Origin of the sequence: Streptococcus sp. CF8_St5-17, from assembly GCF_024295665.1 — a bacterium.
In the GTDB taxonomy this organism is placed as follows: domain Bacteria; phylum Bacillota; class Bacilli; order Lactobacillales; family Streptococcaceae; genus Streptococcus.
Genome location: NZ_JANCOU010000001.1, coordinates 415,469 through 440,806 on the forward strand (window position 1 = coordinate 415,469; position 25,338 = coordinate 440,806).

Here is a 25,338-nt window from a genome sequence, read left to right on the forward strand (position 1 = left end):
ATACTCTCCTTAGGTGGCGGCGCCGTCAGAGCTTAACTTCGTTAATCTCTTTGACTAAACTTTGAGCCTAAGGTCTCAAAGTTTGCGCAAATAGCGCCACGGCGAAGAGTATCGCCAATGGTTCGCTTCGCTCACTATTGCAAAGCTGAATAATTTTTTATCTTTCTTCATAGTTTTCTGTCGTTTCGGACAAGGTTTTTAAGTTCTCTAGACTAGTTGTAGACAACTACCATAGCCGGTCTTAGGATGCGGTCATGGAGTTTGTAGCCTTTTTGAAAGACTTGTGCGATGGTGTCAGCTGGATGCTCATCATCAGCTGGGACTGTTTGAATAGCCATATGGTAGTTATGGTCAAACTCTCCATCAGCTGCGATTTCCTCGATTCCTTCTTCTTTCAGAGCATGAATCAAACTTTCTTGGACCATTTCCAAGCCCTTCTTCACATCATCTGTCAAGCCTTCAACGGCAAGAGCGCGTTCAAGGTTATCAAGCGATGGCAAAATTGCTTTTGCCAAATCTTGGCTGCGATAGCGTTGCAAGAGTTGACGCTCTTCATTGGCACGACGCTGAATGTTTTGCATTTCTGCGTGGGCACGAAGATATTTGTTTTCAAACTCCTCGGCACGTTCATTAGCCAAGTCCAATTCCAACTTCTCGGGAGTTGTTTCTTCAGCTGTTTCCACAACTTCCTCTTCTTTTACTTCTTTATTTTTTATATCTTGGGCCATTTTCGCCTCCTTTAATGATTTCAATCTTAATTCACTTCATAGTGATTGCTGCTGAGATAGCGGTAAAAATCCGTCAACTTCATGGTCAAAACTCGATTGACAACGTTGAGTTGATTGACCAATTGTTGATAATCCAGATTAACTGGACCAATAATCGCAAGGATTCCAAACCCACGATAGGGAATCAGGAACTTACTGCTAATTACTGCTAAGTCAGCAAGACAAGATTCTTGGCTATCCGCAACTCGGACACTTTGCATCTGGTCGCCAATCAGATTCTCTCGAATTTCCAAAGCTACCTTTTGTGGCTGATCAAAAAATTGATAGGCCGCTAAATTAGCGAAATTCAAAAGATTGACTTTGCCAGAAACCACGATATTTTCATTGAACATTTCTTTGAAGATATGCTCAATAAGATCCATAACGTTATCCGTTGTTGTGAAGTAACGTTGGATAATTTGCGGAATCTCTGTCCGAATCTTGTAGTGAATATCCAAAACAGTCTGATCCAGGAAACGTTCTTGAATCATGGTCTTGAGGCGATTTAAATCCTCCTGCAAGAAATTTCTCGGAATCAAAAACTGACTGGTAACTGTTCTAGACTCATCAAGCGTAAAAACAGCAAGAGCTGTATGTTGCCCGAGGACAACAATATCAAAAGCTGTTAGCTTCTGCCTACTTGGTTCAACATCCAGCGCTACAACCGTACAACCACTCAAGTCTGACAAGATTTTCGTTGCCTCTTGAAGAATATCCTCAAGCTTGAAGAATTCTTGATCAAAGGCTTTTACAATCTCATAAACTTGATTTTCAGCTAAACGGTCAAAGGATAGGGAGTGTTTGACATAGTATTGAAAACCAGCCACACTCGGCATACGACCACTGGAAGTATGAGCCTTTTCAAGTAAACCTTGCTTTTCTAAAACTGCCATATCATTTCGAATGGTAGCACTACTAGAGTTGATAGACTCTTGCAAGGCCTTAGATCCAACAGGTTCGTGCGTTTTGGTAAAGATGTCAATAATCAGATTTAAAATATTCTGCTGACGTTCTGTAACCATCTCGCTACTCCTCTCTGATAGATCTTTTTAGCACTCGACACATCCAAGTGCTAACTTATGATTCTATTATACACCCTTAGTAAAGAATGTCAAGACAAAAACTCAAAAATTAGCACTCTTTTAACAAGAGTGCTAAAAATCAGTCTGAGGACCTAAAAAATCATCTTACATTCTCAAGATATTTCTTTTTAAGTCTGTAAAAACTATAGATTAGGTAAGAAATCATGAGGGCATAAAGGGCAAAAATAAGGAAGAAAGATTGAGAGAGACTTTCGCGAAACAAGCTCATACAAATAACTAGACCGCCAGAGATAGAAACTGTAGATGTACGAAGTCTAGATTTCACATCAGCCCATTGAAGACGATTGTCCACGAAAGATTGATCATTTAAATCTACATCACAAGTTACTTTTCGAAAAATAGAATAAGAACAATTTTCCACAAATTCCCATCCTCTATCCTTAATACTTTGTAAATCTACCTCATTTTTTCTAAGGTAGCTAGTATTCCACACACGGTAAATCACATCATCTGGTTGGCATTGTTCAAAATAGAAAAAGCCAAAACGATTCGATTTAAATTTCCAACCTTTCAAATGCATCTCATGCAAATAATCTTCTACCTTATCCAAATCAAAAATGGTAAACATTCGAAATTGTACTTTGCTATTCATTGTCTAACCTCCAAAATGGTTTTATTTATCAGATAATTCTTTCCACTTTTGAAACAATCTCCAAAAAATATAAGAAATCTGAATCGCGAAAACTATCAATAAAGTACAGTCTATGATAACAATCAAAAACATTCCCCAACTGAAAGAACTACCTCCACTGACAAACTTTGAGAAAACCGGTAGTAGCGCTAAAAAGAGAAGCAAAATAGGAAGCATCCGCATTGTTAAAATCTTCTTGACCATTGCTAACTTCCCGACCGCGTCATTATAAATTTCAAACTCGGCATCCGACTCAACTCCAGAATAAGGCTTTCTAAAGTAGGAAAAACCATTAAAGTCTGTAATATGCTCCCACCCACAATCTTTAAATAGTTGTAAATAGGAAGCTCTCTCTGACTTTTTCATAGGATAAAAGTCCAACTGATAAACCACCTGCTCCGGTTGGCACTTTTCAAAAGTATACTTAACCGCAACTACTAAGTTAGAGTAACTTACTTCCTTAAGTTTCCAGCCCTGAGCATGCATTTCTCCGAGATAGAGAGCCTCTCTATCATAATCCGCAATGGTAGCAATTCTATAAACAACTTTCTTTTCCATCAAAGCTCCTCCCGACTGTTTCTATAGAGCCGCTCAATACGTTTCAACTCAATCTCTAAAACTTTTCGACCCAAGTCTGTTATCTGATAGATTTTACGTTTTTCCTCTTCTCGAACAAAGGAAACCAAACCATCTTTTTCCATCTTCGATAGGGTTCCATACATAGTTCCAGGACTAATGGATACTTGCGAATCTGTCATCTCTTTGACCTTTTGTGTAATACCATAACCATGGTTCTCCTTTTGCAGACAGAACAGAATATAAAAACCCGTTTCAGTCATGGGAAGGTAAACCCGCCTAATCTTATCTGTTAATTCCATTTAATCAGACCTCCTATTCAGTTCGATATATCGCACCTCGTTATATAAAATATATCACACCTCGATATAAAATGCAAGAAAAAAAGATTGTCCTCACGGACAATCTTTCTGATTTATCATTAGTATAGATCTAGGTAGTTATCAATTTCCCATTGTGAAACGAAGGTTGCATAGCTTGCCCACTCAATTCGTTTGGCTTCAAGGAAGCTAGTGTAGATGTGTTCACCTAGAGCCGCTTTAACCACTTCGTCTTCTGTCATGGCCTTCAAAGCGTTGTGAAGAGTTGATGGAAGGTCTGTGATACCAGCCTCTTTGCGCTCTTCTGCAGTCATGATATAGATGTTTTCTTCGATTGGCGCTGGTGCTTCGATTTTGTTTTCAATACCGTGCAAACCAACTTCCAAAAGAACAGCCATTGCGATATATGGATTTGCCATTGGGTCTACTGAGCGCAATTCCAAACGTGTTCCCATTCCACGAGTAGCAGGAACGCGGACAAGTGGTGAACGGTTACGACCAGCCCAAGCGATGTAAACAGGTGCTTCGTAGCCTGGAACCAAACGTTTGTATGAATTAACTGTCGGGTTCATAATAGCTGTGTAATTGTAAGCGTGCTTGATCAAACCACCAAGGAAGTGATAAGCTGTTTCTGACAATTGCATTCCTTTTGGATCATTTGGATCAAAGAAAGCGTTGTTCCCTTCATCATCAAACAAGGACATATTGCAGTGCATTCCTGAACCAGCGATACCAAATTTAGGTTTAGCCATAAAGGTTGCATACAAACCATGTTTACGCGCAATTGTTTTTACAACAAGTTTAAAGATTTGAATCTTGTCACAAGCACGAAGAACTTCATCATACTTAAAGTCAATCTCATGTTGACCTACAGCAACTTCATGGTGACTGGCTTCTACTTCAAATCCCATTTTAGTCAAGACATTTACAATTTCACGACGGGTATTATCGGCAAGGTCTGTAGGCGCCAAATCAAAGTAACCACCCTTGTCATTTACTTCAAGAGTTGGGTCTCCATTTTCATCAAGCTTAAACAGGAAGAATTCTGGTTCCGGACCAAGGTTGAAAGATTTGAATCCTACTTTTTCCATGTGATGAAGAGCTCGTTTAAGGTTGCTTCGAGGATCTCCAGCAAATGGCTCTCCTTCTGTTGTATAGACATCACAGATCAATCCTGCGACACTACCGTTCTCATCTCCCCAAGGGAAGACAGTCCATGTGTCCAGGTCAGGGTACAAGTACATATCTGATTCATTGATACGAACAAACCCTTCAATAGAAGATCCATCAAACATAGCCTTGTTTGACAAGACCTTGTCTAGTTGTTCATCTGTAGCAGGAATTTCGACGTTTTTCATTGTTCCCAAAATATCTGAAAACATAAGACGAATAAAGGTTACATTTTTTTCCTTAACTTCACGACGAATATCTGCAGCTGTGATTGGCATGGTTTTTCTCCTTATATATGACGACTTGCGGTTGCCTAACCGCGACCAAAAGGTGATTGTTGAGAAGCAAAGCGACTTTGTTGAAGAACTTCATTCCGAAGTGCTCGGCGCACCTCAGTTTGACTAACTGGTTTCTTGGCTTTCGCCTCACGTTCGGCATATTTTTTCTTGATAGCAGCAATGTTCAGACCTTCAGAGATATAGTCCTTAATCTCAAGTAACCGATCCATATCATTTAAAGAATACATCCGGCGGTTACCTTCGTTTCGATCAGGTTTTATCAACTCCTGATCTTCATAATAACGAATTTGACGCGCCGAAAGATCGGTCAGCTTCATAACACTACCAATGGGGAAAACTGCCATATTGCGACGAAATTCTTTTTCCTTCATGTGCACTTCCTCTTCTTTCTGTCTATTATAGTCTAAAAAAAATCAATCGTCAATTGTTAATGTTATATCTTGTGACATTATTTTATTTTTTCTGTATGATGCTTCGTAAGCGATCAATATCGTAATTTACAAGAATTGCTACAAAAACACCCATAAATGTTTCAAAAACTCGAGCAAACACGTACAAAACAGTTTCTCCGTTTGGAATTGATAGGGTAATAATCAGCATAGCTGCAACTCCCCCAATAACTCCTGACTTATTGTTCATGGCAACATTTGTCATGATGGTTAACATGGTACAAATTGGAACAACAAGAAGAGTTACCCAAAAGGCTCCATGAAAAAAGTTGTTCAAGAGAAAGAACATCAGCGCATAAAAACCACCGATACTATTCCCTAAAATACGTGATGTCCCAAAGTGGACACTCTTATCAAAGTCTTCTCTCAAGCTAAAAACGGCTGTAAGAGCCCCAATCTGAAGTCCCTTCCATCCAAAAAAACCAAAAATCATGAGAACCAAAAAAACAGCGATTCCTGTTTTAAACGTTCGCATCCCTAACTTAAACTTAGATTTATCAAATGTATACTTTTTAAAATAACTCATAATCTCAACTTTCTTTTTTCCATTTTACCATATTTTTACTTTTTTGAGAAAAGGATTCATCAATTGAAGAAAATAGGAACTAAAAAGAGAAGGGTATAAATCCTTCTCTTTTATAGTCCAATATTCTATTTTAGAATAAATACATGAAAGCCAAGGTCACGAGACTAGCAAGCAAGCCCACTCCCCAGAAGAAGAAATCGACCTTCCACTCACTCCAGGATTGACCTTTACCAGAAAATCCACCCAACTCAAAATGGTGATGAACTGGTGTCATCCGGAAGATACGTTTTCCTCCAGTCAACTTAAAGTAGGTAACTTGCATCATGACAGATGTTGTTTCAAAAACATACACTATACCAATCAGGAGTAGCGTCCATTCTTGGTGCAGCGCCATAGAAATAGCGGCCAACATTCCTCCAAGAGCAAGACTTCCGACATCTCCCATAAAAACTTTAGCAGGCTTATGGTTAAAGACAAAGAAACCAAGAAGACCACCAATCATGGCAAGAATCACTAGGAGAATATCCAATTGGTTTTGTACATAAGCAATGACTCCATAGGCAGATAGGCTAATCACTACTGAGATACTTGCCAAGCCATCAATTCCGTCAGTCAAGTTAACAGCATTTGAAAAACCAACTAGCCAGAAGAGAGCAAAGAAAATGTAAAGAACGCCTAGGTGCAATGGATACCCAAATACATTTAAGACATCCCCTCCTCTTTCATAAAAGAGATAGAAGATAACTCCTCCTACTAACTGAAGCAAGAGCTTTTGTTTAGGATTGAGCCCTTCATTGATTTTACGAAAAACCTTGAGGAAATCATCTAAGAAGCCAACCAAACCATACAAAACGAGAATAAAGAGGATCATTCCAACATTGTTGGTTAGTTGATTAGTTAAAAGTGCAAGAACTAAACTAACTAAAACGCTTGTTACGAGGAAGACAATCCCTCCCATTGTCGGCGTCCCAGCTTTTGCCTGGTGTTGTTTAACATCCTCATGCATCTGTTGACCAGTAATCTGTGCTTTACGGTAAAAACGGATAAAAGCTGGAATTCCTACCACTGTAAGGACAAAAGCAAGGATTCCAGGAAAGATAGAAACTAGCATTCTAATCTCCTAATGTTATTTTTATTTTCTGTATATTTTTTAAAGCTGTATTGGTACGAACACTTTGTTTTTTTACAGTTTCTCCTGTACCTTCAAATTCAACTTCGATATCCAGCCATTTTGCAAAGGTTTCAACATTCTTCTTAGACCAACCATACAAATCCGGCATCTCTTCTACCTTGTCAGAAAGGAGTAAGATCTGCTCATTAGCGTCTAGATTGGTTCCTTCTGCCGCTGAACTTTCTTTGATTTTCGTTCCTGAACCGATAACGATTGGTTGAACAAGATTGCGTCTCAGTTCCTCTGCCATATCTCTCGGACTATAGTCCTTGGTCGCTGGCATTGCATAACTAGTTGTTGTTGTAACTTGATCCAGATTTTTAGCTGTAGACTGAAGATTAAGAGATTCTTTCATGGCAGAAGCTCGTTCAAGAATAGGATTAGCAAATTCTCCAAACCAAGGGTTAGAAAAGTGTTCTGGCTGTTGAACTGTTACGTAAAGAATAAAATCAGGATTTTCAGAAGGATGCATGGTTACTACAGAAAAGATATAATTGGTTTTCCCAACTAAATATCCTCCGTTTTGCTCATCGGCAATTTGAGCTGTTCCAGATTTGACAGAAACATTCTGACCAGGAACAGTAATTACTGGTTTATTATCATTACGATTATACATGGTTCCATAGATAGGATCCGTACCAACCAAAATCATATTCTCACGAGTCAAACTAGCCGCTTCTTTAGAAACAGGATTCCCTACAATCTCCCTTTGTGATTTACGAACAGTCTGATCATTTGGATCATAGAGGGCACTAATAAACTTCGGTTCAAGCATAACCCCATCATTTGCAATTGCTGTAAAAGCACGAAGCATCTGGGTCTGAGTAACAGAAATCCCTTGACCAAAAGCACTCATGGCAATATTAACAACATTATCTTCAGGTAACTGACCAGCATACTCATCACTCATACCAAAACGGGTTGGAACTCCAAACTTAAATCGATTGAGGTATTCTAACCAAGTAGCATCCCCCATCTTTTGTTGGAGCAAGGTCATACCCACATTACTTGAGTGAGCAAAACCTTGAGAGTATGTCATTATACTTCCTGCTGATAAACCATCATTAACATCCCAGTCTCTGATAGTCGCATCAGCTACCTTCAATTCGCTACTGTTGAAATATTCTCCTCCAGGGAAGGTATTATTGTCAATTGCTGAAGCTAAAGTAATCACCTTCATGGTTGAACCTGGTTCATAGTTACTTTGGTAAAGGATATCACGCCAGACAAAGTCCTCTGTAATCCCTTCTTTGGTATCAGCATCAAAGGTTGGTCTTTGAGTTGTAGCGAGAATCTCTCCCGTCTTGGCACTAACCAAGGTCGCAGTCATATACTTGCCTTTTAGTTTTTCTTGGAAGGCATCCATTTGACTTTCCATAAAGGACTGCAAAGGACTAGATAGGGTCGTATAGACATCTTTCCCGTTTACAGTCTGTCGGGTGACTTGTTCTGTACCAGGAACAATATTACCTAGACGGTCTTTTTCGTATGTAATAATACCATCTGTCCCTGCCAATAAACTATTTAAGGAACTCTCGATACCCGATGTCCCAATTAGACTTTTCGTGCCATCTTCATTTTCATGTAACTGTGCTAAACCAATAAAGGATGAGGCAAATTTCCCATTTGGATAACTTCGATTTGGACTAGTCGTAAAATTAATACCCTCGACCTTAGCAGATTCTAAGTCCTGTTTAATGGACATCATATTAGCATAGGTAATCCCATTCCCTTTAGCACCAAAAGAAACCTGTTTGAGATTTGGTTGAGAGAGTTGGTCTTTGACGTAGGTCTCCTCCATATCTAAGTATTTATGAAAAATTTCTGCCACTTTGTTGTACTGTGATTCTTCTACATAAAGAACATCACCATTAGCGGACTTATATTCTTTATCTATTACAGCATAAACATTATAAGAGGTCGCATCTTCTGCTATGGGAGTTCCATTACGATCATAAATGGTTCCTCTTTTAGCAGGAACAGTCAGAGTCGTTTGATGAACTTTTTTTGCTTCTTTAACCAGATTGACCCCAAATTTTGTGCCTGTACCAATAATCACCGCAAAATTAACCAAAAAAACAGCAAAGAGAAAGACGGCCAAGAGGCTCAGACTCTTCCCCACTCGTCTGCGGTTTTCCATTGGAGATTTACGATTCTTAATGGCAAAGCGTATGATTCTTTCTTTCATAGTTTTCATCTACTACTCCGCCGATCGAATATTTTCATTATTCAATTGCAAGTCTTGTGAATTTGCAATTCCGGTCAAACGTTCTGATCGGATTAATTCGTTAACTTCTTGTTTGGCATCATCTAGCTCTGTCTTTTTTTCTTCAATTTGTGCATTGACTCTTGTCAAATCACTCTGGACCTGAAAAAGTTTTGTCTGCATATAGACTACACTAATTGCTAAGACAAGGGCTGTTATGGCAATTGAAAAGTAAAAGGCCTTTTCAACACGTGAAAATTTTTTTATACGAGCTTGTAGCAATTGGCTCGTTGTTCCTCTGTTTTCTGCCATTGTTTCCTCTTACTTGTGAATTTTTCTTGCCACTCGTAGCTTGGCTGAGTGGGAACGATTATTGGCTTCCAATTCTTCCTTGCTTGGTAAAATCGGCTTCCGAGATACTAATTCCATCTTTGGCTTGAGATCGTCTGGGATGAAAGGTAGTCCTTTAGGAACTTCAACTGTAGAAGCTTCCTTAAATAACTGCTTAGTCAAGCGATCTTCCAGCGAATGAAAAGTGATGACTGATATTCTTCCATTGAGAGCTAGAAGTTCAATTGCCTGCTGGATTGATTCATCCGCAGCCCCCAGTTCATCATTGACCTCAATACGGATAGCTTGGAAAATTTGTTTGGCTGGGTGACCTTTTTTCTTGAGTTCCTTTGCTGGTTTTGCAGATTTGATAATCTCTGCCAATTCTGTCGTGGTCTCAATCGGTTTCTGTTCACGCGCCTGTTCAATTTTTCGAGCAATCTGTTTGGAAAACTTGTCTTCTCCATATTTGAAAAAGATTCTTACCAAATCATGGTAGTCGTAGTGATTAACGACTTCATAAGCGGTCAAACTAGCTTCCTGATTCATGCGCATATCCAGCGGTGCATCCTTCTTATAGGAAAAACCACGTTCACGCTGATCCAACTGCGGGCTTGACACACCTAAATCATAACAAATTCCATCAATTTCAGTCACACCTAAGTCATGTAAGCGGTCCTTCAAATGACGGAAATTATCCTTGATGAAGGTGACCATTCCTTTTTCGATATAAGGTGCCAGACGTTTTTGCGCATTATCAATGGCATTCTGGTCCTGGTCAAAAGCATATAAATGCCCCTTCTCACTTAACTTACTTAATAAATACTCGCTGTGTCCTGCTCCTCCCAAGGTCGCATCAACGTAAATACCATCAGGTTTTACATCTAGCATATCAATGGTCTCATGGAGCATGACCGTTACATGATGAAATTCTTTTGTCATATCTTATCTATTTTACCACAAATCCGACTAGCTTGCACTCACTAAAGCTAAAACATTCCACTGTTGCTTTATTCCTTATACTCGACAGGCTTCTCAGCTACTTGAGCTAGCCCTGAGTCTACTTCTGGATTCAGGTGATGATGAACTGCCTCTGCCACTGCTCTTGGTATACCAACAGCGACAATCTCATCCACACTGGCTTCCTTGATTTTTGTCAGAGATTTGAAATATTTCATCAAATTCTGCTTGCGTTTTGGACCCAAACCTTCAATTCCATCCAATTGAGAGGAGAAGGAATTTTTAGAACGTAGTTGTCGGTGGAAGGTAATGGCAAAACGGTGGACTTCATCCTGAATGCGTTGCAGGAGGAAAAATTCTTGAGAATTGCGAGACAACTCTACCACCTCAAGTGGGTCTCCAAAAAGCAATTCATGGGTTTGGTGCTTGTCATTCTTTTGCAGGCCTGCGATCGGAATATCTAACCCCAACTCTTCTTGAATGACCTGTTTAGCGATATTGACCTGACCTTGTCCCCCATCAATGACAATCAAATCTGGCGGTGTCAAACCGTCACGTTGGACGCGTCCATAGCGTCTGCGAATAACCTCACGCATACTAGCATAGTCATCTGGTCCGACCACAGTCTTGATTTTATACTTACGGTAATCCTTCTTGCTAGGTTTTCCGTTGACAAAAACAACCATAGCAGAGACAGGACTAGTCCCCATAATATTAGAGTTATCAAAAGACTCGATACGGACTGGGGTTGGAATTTGTAAGAGTCGTCCCAAGTTTTCAATGGCTCCTTGAGTCTTCTCAACTGATTTTTCTAGCAGGTTAAATTTCTGCTCTAGACTGACACGAGCATTTTTGATAGCTAGATTGACCAGTTGCTTCTTCTCCCCACGTTGAGGCTTGAGAACCTTGGTATCCACCAAAGCCTTGATAGCTTCTTCGTCAATATCTTGAGGAATCAGAATTTCATTGGGGACCAAGTGAGATTTTTCTTGATAAAACTGTCCCACATAGGTCAAGAAATCCTCGTCTGGATCGTTGTAGTATGGAAAGAGATTGACGTCGCGTTCAATTAGTTTACCTTGACGGACAAAGAAAACCTGAACGCACATCCAACCTTTTTCTACATAGTAGCCAAATACATCACGATTTTGAAGATCTTTTGCCATGACTCGTTGCTTAGTTCGAAGGGTGCCAATGGCCTGAATCAAATCACGGTATTCCGCTGCACGTTCAAACTCCATACTTTGGGCTGCCACTGCCATTTTACCCTTGAGATCATCGATGATTTTGTCATCCTGTCCTTTTAGGAAGTCAGAAACCTCCTGAGCCATAGACTTGAAATAGGCCTCATCTTTCTGACAGATGGTGTGGGCCATACATTGCCCGATGTGGTAGTAAAAACAGACTTTAGAGGGCGAGTTGGTACACTTGCGAAAAGGGAAAATCCGATCCAATAGCCGTTTGATTTCATTGGCTGCCCCCACATCCGGATAGGGACCAAAGTAGAGTCCTCCGTCCTTCTTGACCTGACGGGTGATAATCAAGCGAGGATAGCGCTCATTTGTGATTTTGATAAAAGGATAGGACTTATCATCCTTGAGCATAATATTGTACTTAGGCTTGTTTTCCTTGATTAGGTTGATCTCCAAAAGAAGGGCTTCAATATTAGACTCCGTCACAATAAATTCAAAATCTACAATCTCAGATACCAGGGCTTCTGTCTTGGTATCATGGCTCCCGCGGAAGTAGGACCGCACCCGATTGCGCAGATTTTTAGCCTTTCCTACATAAATGATAGTGCCGTTTTTATCTTTGTGAATGTAACAACCAGGGCTAGTCGGCAAGAGCTCCAGTTTTGATTTAATCAATTTATTCATAGTTCCATTATAGCAAAAAGCCCCCTGTATTGCTTAAATCAGAGAGCTCCAGTTTCCTTAGAAAATCAGTTATTCTCCAGACTCATATAGCTCTTGAACTTCTTTTACATCTTGAGCTTGGATACCATAATAGGACCCCGCTGGTTGCATAACCGAAACTTCATTGGTGTGTTCCAAACCAATAGCATGGCCTAGTTCATGCTCTGCTGTATGCAAGATACGGTCATCCGTATAGCCATAATTTGGATTAGATAGATAGTAATGATTCAAACGAACGGTTACGGAAGTGAATTGTTTGGTTAGGAGATTTGTTTGACTCTCTGCCTCGCCAGCAACAGCTGTCGAACCATCGTTCATTTCGGTAGCGAAAATATTGGCCTGATCCGGTTCTGTTACAAGCACAAAGTTAAAAGTACCGGTCTGATTCCAGTTAGAAATAGCTTCAGTATAAGCTTTTTGGAAGCTAACATCCATTTGAGGATCGATATAAATCGTTGCTTGTGCCTTTGGCCATTTTGCTCCTGAATCTTGGTGATAATCTGTCTGAGATAAGCCTTGCAATTTGCCAGTTTCTTGCCATTGTTGCCAACCTTCTTGGCCGACTCGAACCACTTTACTAACTTGATTTAAAGTAGCAGGTAAATCACCTGTCACATACCAGAGAATCCCAAAAGTGATGAGAATTAAGAGGATAAGTGTCCATACAAGGCGCCAAAAAATGCGCAAAATCCCTAATAAAAATCGACATAACACACGAATAATCCAGCCCATAATTGCCCACCTTTCTAAAAAATAAGAACCCATCTTTAAGCCATGGATCCCATTCTAAAGATAGGTTCTCTATTTTACTGAAGAAAACTGAAAGAAAGCTAAAATTAAGACAAGCGTTCCTCCAAAACGAAATCAATTGGTAAAGTAGCCAAAAAACGGTCCAATTGCTTTTCCCAATAATACCACTCATGGGTTCCTGCACTGTGGCTATAGGTCACATCAAAACCGAGTTTCTTGAGATTCTTCACTGCTAGATTATTAGCAGCATACAAGAAATCTTGCTCCCCACACCAAACCCAGAGCTTGGTTTTCTTATCAGACTTTTTAGCGAGTGTTTCAAGTGAGTAAGGACTATTCACCCAATCATTTACTTTGCCAAAAACTCCTCTCCAGTAGGAACGCGTCCCTAAATCTTGACTCTCAGGAGAAAACTCCTCGAAACTAAGTGCCCCAGAAAAGCTAGCGGCACGCGAGAAACGGTCAGTTGACAGTGCCAATTTGAAGGAACCGTAGCCTCCCATTGAAAGACCAGCGATAAAAGTCTTTTCACGCTTGTTGGTCATATTTGGGAAGAAGCGTTTGAGCACCTTAGGCAATTCTTCTGCTATAGCTGTATAGTAGTTATAGCCATACTGAGTATCTGTATACCAGCCATTACATGTATTTGGCAGGACAACAATCAGATTGGTCCCTCGTAGCAAGCGTTCTACATTGGTCCGCTTGAGCCAACTATTTTGATTTCCAGACATTCCGTGAAGTAGGTAGAGAACTGGGATATCTGTAGAGTCTGGCTCTGTTACCCGAGACGCATCCGGATAGAGTACATTTACTCCCCACTCCATATCTAAAACTTCTGAGTAATACTCAATCTTCATTACTGCCATAACTTGCTCCTTATACACTTAAGATAAGAAAAAGCCGAAACTCGACTTTCTCTACTGTTATTTAATCCTTATTTTGCTTCCATGACTACTGGTAGGATGGCTGGACGACGCTTGGTTTGGTCAAAAAGGAATTTGGCCAAATTATCACGGACCTTCCCTTTAAGATCAGCCCAGTCAAAGTCCTCACCTTGGAGGTAATCTTCAACTGTTTGGTTCACCAACTCTGTACTTTCACGTAAGATATCACGACTCTTTTTAAGATAGACGAATCCACGCGTATGTACTCGAGCTTTAGCAATGATTTTCTTCTCACGACGGTTAACAGTGATAGCTACTATAAAGATACCATCTTCTGACAAGACCTTGCGGTCACGAAGAACAACGTTCCCAACATCCCCAATGGCATTACCATCAATCAAGACATCACCTGCAGTAACAGCACCGGATGGAACGAAGTCTCCATGCTCATAAGACATGGTTGTCCCTTTTTTAGGGATAAAGATACGCTCTGGTAGCATACCAACCGCCATAGCAGCCTTGGCATGAGCATCCAACTCACGGTATTCTCCCTGGATTGGGAAGAGATACTGAGGATGTAAGAGATTAATCATTAATTGAAGATCACGCGCATTCCCATGTCCTGATACACGCAAGCTTTGAGTAATCGGTTTAACGACACCACCTGCTTGGTAGACCATGTTTTCTACACGTGCCATCACAGCTTCCTTAGCAATTGATGGCGTCGTAACGATATAGACCAAGTCACCATCTTTGATTTCAACATAGCGGTGACGACCAATGGACATTTTGCGGAGTCCGTTAATTGGTTCACCCATACGTCCAGTTTCAAGGATGATTAATTCATGGTCCTCAAAACGAGACATATCTTTTGGTTTAATCAAGAGATTCTCATTTGCTAAAGACAATTTTTTCAAACGGATAGCTGTACGAACGATATTTTCAACGTCAAAACCAGTCAAAACAACACGACGACCTGTATCCGCAGCCGCATCAAACACTTGCTGAATACGAGAAAGGTTACTTGCAACTGCAGCAACGATGATACGTCCATCCCAGTCGGAAATAGTTTGTGTAATTTCGTCTCCAACTTCACTTTCGCTGGCTACTTGGATATTGCTGTCAGCATTTGCTGAATCACTTAGAAGAGCCAAAACTCCTTCACGACCAATTTCAGCTAGACGTCCGAAATCGGTTGCGTATGATTCACTTGCTGTTTGGTCAAATTTAAAGTCACCTGTATAGACGATGTTGCCTTCAGATGTTTTCAAAACAACACCAAGACTCTCTGGGATAGAGTGAGTTGTGCGGAAGAAGGAAACTTCAGTACCACCAAAGTCAATTTCGGTGTTTTCATCGATAACATGGAAATCATCAAATTTCTTAACGCTATCATTTCCCTTTACAAAAAGCTTAGCAAGTTCGATGGTCAATTCTGAACCAAAGACAGGAACCTTCACTTCTGACAAAAGATAAGGAAGAGCTCCGATCGCATCCGCATGTCCGTGCGTTAAAAAGACTCCTGCAATACGGTCGCTGTTTTCAAATAGATATTCCATATTTGGAATAACGACATCGACACCCAACTGCTCATTTTCAGGGTATTTCAAACCTGCATCTAAAACGAAGATAGAGTCGTTAATTTCTGCGATGTACATGTTTTTACCATTTTCACGAACACCGCCCAAAGTTGTTAATTTAATATTGGTCATTTTTCCTCCGAAGTATTACTATAACGTGTTTATAGAGTCTTCACAACTCTCTTTTTTTTTAAAGTCCAATATACTTTTATCCGAATCTTTTCCTCTCATTATACCATTTTTTTACTAATTTTCAAAATGAAGATAGGATTTCAACTAGAGAACATTCACTCTAATAGCCACAGCGGCTTCCTTTGTTCTTTTTTAAGCTTCGTCTAAGATCATTAAACGATTAAATCGAATGAAGCTCCGAAATTTCTAGCTGACCAAAATCCTAAAAACTAGGCTTGAGTACTTAAAAAAAGATTTAGAAATTCTAAATCTTTTTAAGTATTCTTAGTTTGGATAAATGTATCTTACAGTACCTCTTGATGCAGTCGGATTAAACCATCCACGATAGTTTCCGATTGGTTGAGTTCCACTGCCATCATAGTTACATTCCAATACCTGGATAGAAGTCTCACTTTGTACATCTGTGACATATGCAACATGTCCATATTCACCACCGTCCCACACGGCGATTGCTCCTACTACAGGTACATTTCCTGTCTTAAAGCCATGTGCACTAGCGTAGATTGCCCAAGTATTGGCATTTCCCCACCAGTTACTAGCCCAAGGTGCCAATTCTTTTACGCCCCATGTACACTGACCAATAGGATATGAGTTCCCGTAGTTTGTAGGAGTATTTACGACAACATCCTCAACTGCTACCGCATTCGCAGTACTACGTGCTTCATAAGCCGGAGCATTGTATGAATAGCTAACTTGAGTTGGACCACTCACTTCTAGCACATCACCTGGGTGGATGGTATCAAAAATGCTTTTCCCATTATTAGCTGCCAACTCATAAGGATCCATACCATTTGCAGTAGCAATAGCAAAAAATGAATCACCGTCTTGAACAACGTAAGAGTCTGCGCTAACAGTCTGAGCACCAACTGTCGCCAAAATAGCTATAGATGTTAAACCAAGAGTCAGTTTAGCAACTGTTTTTTTCATAACAATTTTCTCCTAAAATTTTATTGATTATTTTTAATTTTAATGTTGATAAGAGAATCATACCTGATTTACATGTCAGTTGTTTTAGATTTATGTTGTAGTCATGTTACAAATCTGTATACTTTTACTACATAAAGTTAAAAAGCACTTACAAAAAGAGACTGAAATAGTTTACTTCAGCCTCTTTGTATTTATTTTTTCATCAAGAAATCATAGATTTCCTGCACTGTTCCTAGTGCCATCATTTCTTGGTCTTTAACAGTTTGCTTGAGATTTTGATAAATCTGACTTTCAGCAATATCCCGTTTAGCCGCGTCTTTATTAACCCTCATCACACCATTTTCAATGGTGACAAAACCAAGCTCTTCAAAAATCTGAATCATCTTTATTAATAAGATTTGTTCAATTTTTAGATAAGCTGATAAGTCTTTTAATTTATAACGGATATCGAATTCTGGGAACTGGTAGATCGTCTTATAGAGTTTAGCAAATTGGTCTCTTGTGCCATACCCTGTCAAATAGTAGGGCTTATCGATATCATTTTTAAAGTAAACAGCTGAGAAATCATGTTGCTGGAAAATATTCTTGAGAATTTCGATGTCTTCTGGGAAATTCTTGACCACAACAGCTTGACTTGAAGAAATATCAGGCAATTCTCCTGTAAAATCAAGTACTGGTACTCCTTCTGGTAGAGCTGCAGTCTTCCCACGAATATTAAAGAGTTGAACACCGTCTACACGAGCGTCTACCATCACCAACTGGAGGGTTGTTTGTCCATTCCACTGGTTAACAGAAAGAGTGACTGCTAACTCCAGTTGTTTGGTCTGCGCAAATTCTGTCGCTTTCGACCCTTGACCAAAGGCAACCACTTCAAAGTTCGCATTCCCTTTGGATATTTTCAATTTCAGGTGACTATCTCCCGCTCCCATAGAACGAGCATTTTCAACTTGAAAATCTCGAATATAGAAGACAGGCTTTTGATTGTCCATTCCAAAAGGAGCTAACCGTTCGAAACTTTTAACTGTATCTAAACTCAGATTTTCCAAATCTAGTTCTTCGTCAAGATATAGTTTACTCTTGCCCTTGTCATCTATCCCTTTGTCTTTTACATAGGTTTCTAAAATTTCTGATAGGGCATCTAACTGTTCAGCTTCGAGCGTCATACCTGCGGCACCTGCATGGCCACCAAAGGCGATAAAGAGAGCACGATGCGGATCCAAGGCTTCAAAAATATCGACAGCTTCAATACTCCGCGCACTTCCCTTAGCACGGCCGTCTTCAATATTCAGAACAATAACTGTCTGCCCTAATTCTTCCAACAAGCGTCCAGCTACAATCCCAAGAACCCCTGGGTTCCAGCCTTCCTTGGCCAAAACCTGAACACTTTTACTAGGGTCTACCAAGTTTTTAGCTTCTTCATAGATGGCTTGAACGATTTCCTTGCGTTCTTCATTTTTTTCTTGAATCATGAGGGCAATTTCATGCACCTCTTCATCATCAAAGCCAGTCAGTAAATCAATCGCTGGATTGGGATCATCCAAGCGCCCCAAGGCATTTAACCGAGGTGCCAACTGAAAACCAACTGTTTCTTCTGTAATATCACTAGTAGCAATTCCTGCAATTTCAAATAGTTCTTGGAGACCAATTCGTTGAGTATTGCGCAAAACTTCTAGACCGTACTGAACCATGATACGATTTTCATCCGTCAGGCTGACCATATCCGCAATGGTTCCAATGGCAACCAAGTCAAGCAACTCAACCTGCACTTCCTCCAAGAGGGCACAAGCTAGTTTAAAAGCAACTCCACAGCCTGCTAAATGTTTAAAAGGATAATCTGCTTTTGGGTGCTCAGGATGGACGATTGCATAAGCATCTGGTAAAACCTCTGGCATGGAGTGGTGGTCTGTCACAATGACGTCCACGCCCATAGACTGAGCCAAGTCAATAGCCTCATGCCCGGCAACACCATTGTCCACCGTCACAATCAGAGACACTCCCTGCTGCTCGATAAAATATTTGTAGACACTAGCATTTGGTCCATAACCATCTGTAAAGCGATTAGGGAGATAGATTAGACACTCTGCACCTAATTGTTCCAAACTCTCCTTGACAATCGAAGCCGAAGTCATCCCATCCGCATCATAGTCTCCATAGACCAGAATCAATTCCCCCTGCTCGATAGCCTGGCGAATACGCTCAACTGCCTTATCCATATCATGTAAGAGATAAGGATCATGTAAATCTTCCAAAGAAGGTTCTAAAAATTTCTTCAGGCTGCTTTCATCCCTGATCCCTCGTTGATACAACAAACAAGCGACTTCAGAGCTCAAGCCTGCACTCTTGGCTATCTTGGTAAAATCCGCGTCCTCAACTTGCGGAGAAAATTGCCAATTATAAGTAGGAATTATCACTCAAACATCCACTCTTTCTTACGATTCTATTCATTTATTATAACACGATTTTTAGTTTTTCTCCTGCTAATCTGACCACATTCCTTGCTAAATTTTCAGGTCACTTCAGCTAACACCTAGCAGTTTTCGTTAAGTAAAAAACACCTAGACTACTAGACTTTTCAGTTTAGAAATTCAGGTGTTCCTTATTTTAACATTTATTCTTGAATTCTTGCTTCTGCATCTGCCACTAGTTGAGCAAGACTAGTTTGACCCAGCTCCTTCTCCATTGCCATCTGAATCTTTTGTAATTTCTCATCTAAAACACCATGGATATTGGCTCCTACTGGACAGGCTGGATTGGGATTGTCATGAAAACTAAAGAGTTGACCTGTCTTTCCAAGGCATTCAACTGCTTGGTAAACATCTAATAAGCTGATGTCCTCTAGGTCTTTGATAATCTCTGCTCCACCAGTTCCACGCGCGACTGAGATTAACTCGGCCTTTTTCAGTTGGGATAAGGTTTTACGGATAATAACAGGATTGACTCCAACACTACTAGCTAGAAAATCGCTAGTCACCTTACTTTCCTTCCCTTTTAGGGCGATAATAACTAGCATATGGGTTGCAATGGTAAATCGACTTGAAATTTGCATGCAGTCCTCCTTTTTCGTTAACTAAGCTCATTCTTCTCTTATATTTATTATAGCTTCTATAGTTGTAATGTCAAGAGTTACGACTAAGCCAATCATCCAATTCTGCATCATGTCCTTCATTTTGAGCAATTTCATGGAGTAATTCTTGATTATGAGTGTGGTGAATTCCATTGACTAAGCTTTCATAGTAAATTTTATAGTAGGGCAACTGTAACTCTCTAGCCAACTGCAATTCTGCCTCAACATCATAATCAACACGACGAAAATCTACATCCTTCAATCCTTTGTCATCAAATTCTAAAATCATATATTGAGCACGCAAGTCCTTACGTAGATTTGCTGATAAAAAGAATGGTTGTCCAATCGAACCTGGATTCAAAATAAGTTGCCCACCACTTCCATAACGTAGAAATTGCTGGTGGATATGCCCATAGATGGCAATATCACAGTCAGGATTAGTCACCAAACGATCAAAATCCTCCTGCTTGCCAAGATGGATCAGTTCTCTTCCCCAATTTTTATCTGGTAAATGATGGCTTATCCCTACCTTCAGATTTCCAAACTGGCGGTGGCTGTGCATAGGAAATGCCTGTAGAGCTTCAATTTCATCTAGACTAATTTCTTCCATGATATACTGGCATTGACGCAAGAGATAGCGATGACTGGGCCTACTTGTATCTAATTTTCGATGAGCAGCTCGCCACAAACTCTCTTCCCAATTCCCCAAAACTCGAACCGTTATTGGCAAGCCTTCCAATTGGTGAAGAATGTTTTTTCGTCCTGTCCCTGGCATGAGAATATCCCCCAAGAGCCAATATTCTTCTACTCCTGCCTTTCCCGCATCTGCGAGAACTGCTTCCAGTGCTCCTGTGTTGCCATGAATATCTGAAAGTACCGCAATTTTTGTCATATCAATCCCTCTTGTTTTCTCACATTTAATTATATCACTCTCAAAACCAAAGTCAAAAAGCCTCTTTTTACTATCATGTTTTACTTTACTTTTTTAGTGAAAAGGATTACAATGAAGGTGATAAGAAACGAGGAGGTTTTTGCTATGACACAACGTTACGAAAACATCATGGTAGCAGTCGACGGTTCTAAAGAAGCTGATTTGGCTTTTATCAAAGGAGTTCAATCAGCAGTGCGTAACCAGGCTAAACTAACCATCGCCCATGTCATTGACACTCGTGCTCTTCAAAGCATTTCAACATTTGATGCAGAAGTTTACGAAGAGTTACAAGTTGAGGCCCAAGACTTGATGGCAGAATATGAAAAGCGTGCAAGAGACGCTGGTCTTACAGATGTTCAAGTTGTCATCGAAATGGGAAATCCTAAAACACTTTTGGCTAAAACAATCCCGGACCAAGAACATGTTGATTTGATTTTAGTTGGTGCAACAGGGCTTAACGCCTTCGAACGTTTGCTTGTTGGATCTTCATCAGAATATATCCTACGCCATACAAGCGTTGACCTTCTCGTCGTTCGAGACAAGGATAAAACTTTATAAACCAAAAATAAAAGGAGCAGATGCTCCTTTTATTTTTGGTTTTCTCTTTCCTTATGACGTTCATAAGCCTTGATTTGGCGCTCTATTTCCTTTTTGATTGCAGGCTCTGGAGCGTACTTTTCTTTCCAGTTATCTGGTTTCAAGATTTTGTGGGTTACTGGATCAAAATGAGCCTTACCATCTGGGAAGATTTTACCCATGTTTGCTTGATGGACAATCTCAAAGATTCTCTCTGGGTCTACCCCCATTAAAACGAAACTTCCATAAGTAAAGTAGAGCGTGTCAATCAAAGCATCCACTTGACCAACGAGGGTTTTCTCAGCTGGTGTTGACTGAGATACTTTTTCAGCAGCTATATCAAGTGCTTGGTGTAAATCCTGCACAGCTTGTTGGAATTCCTCTTCAGAATTGCTTGCAGCACGGACAAATTCGACTAACTCTTCAATCTTAAAGCCAGCACGGTGGGTCGCCCCTTCTAAATCCCAAGCTATAGGTTCTTCTTGAGTTCGCTCATCCATCATACGATGGAAGGTCTTAACTTTGTTGAAATGATAGTCACGACTGACAAAGACTTTTTCAGAAGCCAAAACTCCAAAATATTCTAAAGCCTTGTGAATCCCATCATTTTGGTTGCTGGCAGTGATATGCTTGGCAACTTCTTTCACACTGCTACTACCATTTCCCATGGCAACAGACATACCAACACCAGCCAACATTTCCAAGTCATTATCTGAGTCACCAAAGGCCATGACTTGATTGAGATCAAAACCGTATTCTTTTCCGACACGGCGAATTCCCTCTAACTTGGAATTCCCTTGATTGATAATATCGGCTGCGAAAGGATTACTTCTGGTGAACTTCAGATTGTTTAATTCTTCAGCAGCATGGTTTGTCTCCTCAGGCGTCATCAACATAAGCACCTGATAGATCGGTTGATTGATTAAGTCTAACAAATCATCTTCCTTCTGAGGAAGGGCCTTACTGACCATACGATTAAAGGAATGACTAACAGTACGAGTCAAAAATTTAGGTACAAAACGACTGACGAGTTGTGAAAGAGGACTGAGTCCAAAGGACATAATCCGAGAACCGACAACGTCTTGTCGCGTTCCCATGGCAATCTCTTTTCGATTTTTCTTAGCATAAGAGATGATTTGTCGAAGACTTCTCTTATCAATAGGGCTAGCAAAAAGAACACGATCTTTGTTAAAGATATATTGGCCATTGTAGGTCACTGCAAAATCCAGATCCAAATCATCCATCAAATCCTTAACAAAAAAAGGTCCTCGCCCTGTTGCTACCCCAACAAGCACCCCTTGTTCTTTCACAATCTTGATAGCTTCCTTTGTGGACTTCAAAACACTCTTACTGTCATTTACAAGCGTTCCATCAATATCAAAAAACACAGCTTTGACTTCCATTCTATCTCATTCCTTTCTTTTATGATACAATGATTATACCACATTTCAGAAAAAGTGAGTGAATCATGACTAAGAAAATCCTTGTTTTACATACTGGTGGCACTATCTCCATGCAGGCAGATGAATCTGGAGCTGTAAGGACTAGTGTTGATAACCCTATGAACCATATCTCTAATCCTCTAGAAGGTGTCGAAGTCCATTCCTTGGATTTTTTAAATTTACCTAGCCCACACATCAAGCCCAAGCATATGTTGGCCCTCTACAAAAAAATTAAACAAGAGGCATCGTCCTATGATGGTGTTGTGATTACACATGGGACAGATACCCTAGAAGAAACGGCTTATTTCCTCGATACCATGGAAGTCCCTCATATGCCTATCGTCCTGACAGGCGCTATGAGAAGCTCCAATGAACTAGGAAGCGATGGCGTCTACAATTATCTCAGTGCCCTACGCGTCGCGAGTGACGATAAAGCTGCTGACAAGGGTGTCTTGGTCGTGATGAATGACGAAATTCACGCTGCTAAGTATGTGACCAAGACGCATACGACGAATGTTAGCACCTTTCAAACACCGACCCATGGCCCTCTTGGGCTCATTATGAAGCAGGAAATTCTCTACTTCAAAACGGCTGAACCTCGTGTTCGTTTTGACCTTGAGAGCATTCAAGGGTTGGTCCCTATTATCCCTGTTTATGCGGGCATGACCGATGAACTTCTCGATTTACTTCCTGTTAACCAACTAGATGGATTGATTATTCAGGCTTTTGGCGCTGGAAATGTACCAAAGGAAACAGCTGAAAAATTAAAATCTCTCAGTCAAGCAGGACTTCCTATTGCACTAGTCTCACGTTGTTTCAATGGGATTGCAGAACCTGTTTACGCCTACGAAGGCGGTGGTGTTTGTCTTCAGAATGATGGTGTATATTTTGTAAAAGAACTAAACGCTCAGAAAGCGCGGCTAAAGCTCCTCATTGCAGTTAATGCAGGACTTAAAGGTGACGAGCTCCGAGCATATATGGAAGGATAAGAAAAACCCAGGAAATCAGTTAGATTCCTGGGGATTTTTATTACTTTTTGCGAGTTGATTTGCGTTCTGTCAAACCGTGAGGGAGAAGAACTTCACGTTCCTCCAATTCTTCCTTATGCATAATCTTCGTCAACATACGCATACTGATCGCACCAAGGTCATACAAGGGTTGTGCGATAGTTGTCAAATTTGGTCGAGTATAGCGTGCGATTTGAGAATCATCACTTGTAATGATTTCAAAGTCTTCTGGTACTGAAATGCCATGGTCAGCCAAACCATTCAAGAGACCTGCCGCCAATTCATCACCAGTCACAATAGCTGCTGTTGCTTTAGAAGAAATCAAGCGTTCTGCCAAGGCATAACCATCGTCATAGCGATATTTTGATTCGAATACAAGACCTTCACTATAGTTGACTCCAGCTTCTTTCAAAGCTTCCTTATATCCAACCAAGCGAACCTTACCATTGATATCATCAACTAAGGGACCACTCACAAAAGCAATCTTTTTGTTACGTTTCAACAAATGGCGAACAGCATCCGCAGTAGCATTCTTATAGTCAATATTGACACTTGGAAGCTGGTGTTCTACATCCACTGTTCCTGCAAGAACCACAGGAGTGCGTGAACGTGAAAACTCTGAACGAATCTTCTCTGTCAAATGATAGCCCATAAAAATAATACCATCGACTTGTTTTGAAAAGAGTGTGTTGACTACTGCTACTTCTTTTTCATCATCCTCATCGCTATTAGCAAGGACGATGTTGTATTTGTACATTTCGGCAATATCATCAATCCCTTTTGCCAGAGCAGCGAAATAAGTATTTGTGATATCCGGAATGACAACACCAACAGTTGTTGTTCGTTTGCTTGCCAAGCCACGAGCTACTGCATTGGGACGATAGTCTAGGCGTTCAATAACCTCTAGAACTTTCTTACGAGTGTTCTCTTTGACATTCTTATTACCATTGACTACACGACTGACTGTTGCCATTGAAACTCCTGCTTCTCGGGCAACGTCATAAATTGTTACTGTATCATCTGTGTTCATACCATTTCCTTTCTAATGTTGAAAATTTTGTTTTCATGTTTACACCATTACTAGTTTACCACTAATTGTAAGCATTTTCAAGGGATATATAAAGTTTCTTTGAAAAAATTTCACCGATAATCATATTTTTGTAATCAGTTTACTTTTCTTGATTTTTAGGCCAGTTTGCAGTATGATAATAAAAAATTAAGTAGGAGGTATCAATGGCTTTTACGGATTCACATAGACGTTGTGCCAGCTTTGGTGTGGTAACCAATCTCCCAGACGATGTCATCGACTCAATCTGGTATATTATCGATCATTTTTTAAAGCATGTATTTGAACTAGAAGATGAGTTAGAATTTCAACTTTTAAACAGTAACGGTTTCATCACCTTCCGTTTTTCAAGCGAGCATCTACCTACAACGATTGACTTCGATTTTAATCATCCCTTTGACCCATTGTATCCACCGAAAGTACTTGTTATGGATATGGACGGCAAGGAAACTATCCTCCTCCCTGAAGAAAATGACCTATTTTAAAAACTCTAGC

The 25,338-nt window shown here is 40.2% G+C and carries 25 protein-coding genes; 3 read left to right on the forward strand and 22 right to left on the reverse strand.

Annotated features, from left to right (window positions below; translation table 11 throughout):
* Positions 1-212: 212 nt before the first annotated feature.
* The 20 genes from grpE to NMM19_RS02105 form a co-directional block, all read right to left on the reverse strand.
* Entirely contained in the window at positions 213-728 is a 516-nt protein-coding gene (gene grpE, locus NMM19_RS02010; protein WP_004251792.1) for a nucleotide exchange factor GrpE, read from the reverse strand.
* 26 nt (positions 729-754) lie between these two features.
* Complete coding sequence (hrcA, locus tag NMM19_RS02015) at positions 755-1,789, reverse strand: heat-inducible transcriptional repressor HrcA (protein ID WP_178895437.1); 1,035 nt, start codon at positions 1,787-1,789, stop codon at positions 755-757.
* A 160-nt stretch (positions 1,790-1,949) separates the two neighbouring features.
* Positions 1,950-2,462 (reverse strand): DUF2812 domain-containing protein, encoded by a 513-nt coding sequence (locus NMM19_RS02020; protein WP_178895438.1) that lies wholly within the window; start codon positions 2,460-2,462, stop codon positions 1,950-1,952.
* 21 nt (positions 2,463-2,483) lie between these two features.
* Positions 2,484-3,059 (reverse strand): DUF2812 domain-containing protein, encoded by a 576-nt coding sequence (locus NMM19_RS08360; protein ID WP_178895439.1) that lies wholly within the window; start codon positions 3,057-3,059, stop codon positions 2,484-2,486.
* Complete coding sequence (locus NMM19_RS02030; protein WP_000423982.1) at positions 3,059-3,379, reverse strand: PadR family transcriptional regulator; 321 nt, start codon at positions 3,377-3,379, stop codon at positions 3,059-3,061. Before NMM19_RS02030 ends, NMM19_RS08360 begins: the two co-directional genes overlap by 1 nt.
* 119 nt (positions 3,380-3,498) lie before the next feature.
* Entirely contained in the window at positions 3,499-4,845 is a 1,347-nt protein-coding gene (gene glnA / locus NMM19_RS02035) for a type I glutamate--ammonia ligase (RefSeq protein ID WP_004251784.1), read from the reverse strand.
* A 35-nt stretch (positions 4,846-4,880) separates the two neighbouring features.
* Positions 4,881-5,237, reverse strand: a complete 357-nt coding sequence (gene glnR, locus NMM19_RS02040; RefSeq protein WP_000659542.1) for a transcriptional repressor GlnR — start codon at positions 5,235-5,237, stop codon at positions 4,881-4,883.
* A gap of 82 nt (positions 5,238-5,319) precedes the next feature.
* Positions 5,320-5,841 carry an aromatic acid exporter family protein gene (locus tag NMM19_RS02045; RefSeq protein WP_178895440.1) on the reverse strand — a complete coding sequence of 174 codons (522 nt, stop codon included), beginning with the start codon at positions 5,839-5,841 and terminating at the stop codon, positions 5,320-5,322.
* A 130-nt stretch (positions 5,842-5,971) separates the two neighbouring features.
* Positions 5,972-6,952, reverse strand: coding sequence for a phospho-N-acetylmuramoyl-pentapeptide-transferase (gene mraY / locus NMM19_RS02050; protein ID WP_178895441.1), 981 nt, complete (start codon positions 6,950-6,952; stop codon positions 5,972-5,974).
* A 1-nt stretch (position 6,953) separates the two neighbouring features.
* Positions 6,954-9,209 carry a penicillin-binding protein PBP2X gene (pbp2X, locus tag NMM19_RS02055; protein WP_178895442.1) on the reverse strand — a complete coding sequence of 752 codons (2,256 nt, stop codon included), beginning with the start codon at positions 9,207-9,209 and terminating at the stop codon, positions 6,954-6,956.
* A 3-nt stretch (positions 9,210-9,212) separates the two neighbouring features.
* Positions 9,213-9,530 (reverse strand): cell division protein FtsL, encoded by a 318-nt coding sequence (gene ftsL / locus NMM19_RS02060; protein ID WP_178895443.1) that lies wholly within the window; start codon positions 9,528-9,530, stop codon positions 9,213-9,215.
* Positions 9,531-9,539: 9 nt separating this feature from the next.
* The gene (rsmH, locus tag NMM19_RS02065; RefSeq protein WP_178895444.1) at positions 9,540-10,490 is read right to left on the reverse strand and encodes a 16S rRNA (cytosine(1402)-N(4))-methyltransferase RsmH; all 951 of its coding nucleotides are present in this window, start codon (positions 10,488-10,490) and stop codon (positions 9,540-9,542) included.
* 68 nt (positions 10,491-10,558) lie between these two features.
* A complete protein-coding gene (gene uvrC, locus NMM19_RS02070; RefSeq protein ID WP_178895445.1) occupies positions 10,559-12,385 on the reverse strand; it encodes an excinuclease ABC subunit UvrC in 1,827 nt (608 codons plus the stop codon).
* Between the two features lie 69 nt (positions 12,386-12,454).
* Positions 12,455-13,156 carry a matrixin family metalloprotease gene (locus NMM19_RS02075; RefSeq protein ID WP_178895446.1) on the reverse strand — a complete coding sequence of 234 codons (702 nt, stop codon included), beginning with the start codon at positions 13,154-13,156 and terminating at the stop codon, positions 12,455-12,457.
* 104 nt (positions 13,157-13,260) lie between these two features.
* Positions 13,261-14,040: an alpha/beta hydrolase family protein gene (locus NMM19_RS02080; RefSeq protein WP_178895447.1), complete on the reverse strand. Its 780-nt coding sequence runs from the start codon at positions 14,038-14,040 to the stop codon at positions 13,261-13,263.
* A gap of 68 nt (positions 14,041-14,108) precedes the next feature.
* Positions 14,109-15,770, reverse strand: coding sequence for a ribonuclease J (locus NMM19_RS02085; RefSeq protein ID WP_178895448.1), 1,662 nt, complete (start codon positions 15,768-15,770; stop codon positions 14,109-14,111).
* 324 nt (positions 15,771-16,094) lie between these two features.
* The gene (locus NMM19_RS02090; RefSeq protein WP_178895449.1) at positions 16,095-16,757 is read right to left on the reverse strand and encodes a CHAP domain-containing protein; all 663 of its coding nucleotides are present in this window, start codon (positions 16,755-16,757) and stop codon (positions 16,095-16,097) included.
* Positions 16,758-16,948: 191 nt separating this feature from the next.
* A complete protein-coding gene (gene recJ / locus NMM19_RS02095) occupies positions 16,949-19,168 on the reverse strand; it encodes a single-stranded-DNA-specific exonuclease RecJ (RefSeq protein ID WP_178895450.1) in 2,220 nt (739 codons plus the stop codon).
* Positions 19,169-19,365: 197 nt separating this feature from the next.
* Entirely contained in the window at positions 19,366-19,803 is a 438-nt protein-coding gene (locus NMM19_RS02100; RefSeq protein ID WP_178895451.1) for an Rrf2 family transcriptional regulator, read from the reverse strand.
* Between the two features lie 70 nt (positions 19,804-19,873).
* A complete protein-coding gene (locus NMM19_RS02105; protein ID WP_178895452.1) occupies positions 19,874-20,713 on the reverse strand; it encodes a metallophosphoesterase in 840 nt (279 codons plus the stop codon).
* Between the two features lie 144 nt (positions 20,714-20,857).
* On the opposite strand from NMM19_RS02105, the gene NMM19_RS02110 reads away from it, so the two are divergent.
* Complete coding sequence (locus NMM19_RS02110; protein WP_178895453.1) at positions 20,858-21,310, forward strand: universal stress protein; 453 nt, start codon at positions 20,858-20,860, stop codon at positions 21,308-21,310.
* 29 nt (positions 21,311-21,339) lie between these two features.
* On the opposite strand, the gene NMM19_RS02115 is transcribed toward NMM19_RS02110, so the two are convergent.
* Positions 21,340-22,731 carry a Cof-type HAD-IIB family hydrolase gene (locus NMM19_RS02115; protein WP_178895454.1) on the reverse strand — a complete coding sequence of 464 codons (1,392 nt, stop codon included), beginning with the start codon at positions 22,729-22,731 and terminating at the stop codon, positions 21,340-21,342.
* 65 nt (positions 22,732-22,796) lie between these two features.
* Here NMM19_RS02115 and NMM19_RS02120 point away from each other — a divergent pair, with 65 nt between their 5' ends.
* On the forward strand, positions 22,797-23,759 hold the full coding sequence (locus NMM19_RS02120) for an asparaginase (RefSeq protein ID WP_178895455.1): 963 nt from the start codon (positions 22,797-22,799) through the stop codon (positions 23,757-23,759).
* Between the two features lie 40 nt (positions 23,760-23,799).
* Here the strand turns inward: NMM19_RS02120 and ccpA are convergent, their stop codons facing one another.
* A complete protein-coding gene (gene ccpA / locus NMM19_RS02125) occupies positions 23,800-24,807 on the reverse strand; it encodes a catabolite control protein A (RefSeq protein WP_178895456.1) in 1,008 nt (335 codons plus the stop codon).
* A gap of 203 nt (positions 24,808-25,010) precedes the next feature.
* Here ccpA and NMM19_RS02130 point away from each other — a divergent pair, with 203 nt between their 5' ends.
* A complete protein-coding gene (locus tag NMM19_RS02130; protein ID WP_178895457.1) occupies positions 25,011-25,328 on the forward strand; it encodes a DUF960 domain-containing protein in 318 nt (105 codons plus the stop codon).
* Positions 25,329-25,338 lie beyond the last annotated feature (10 nt).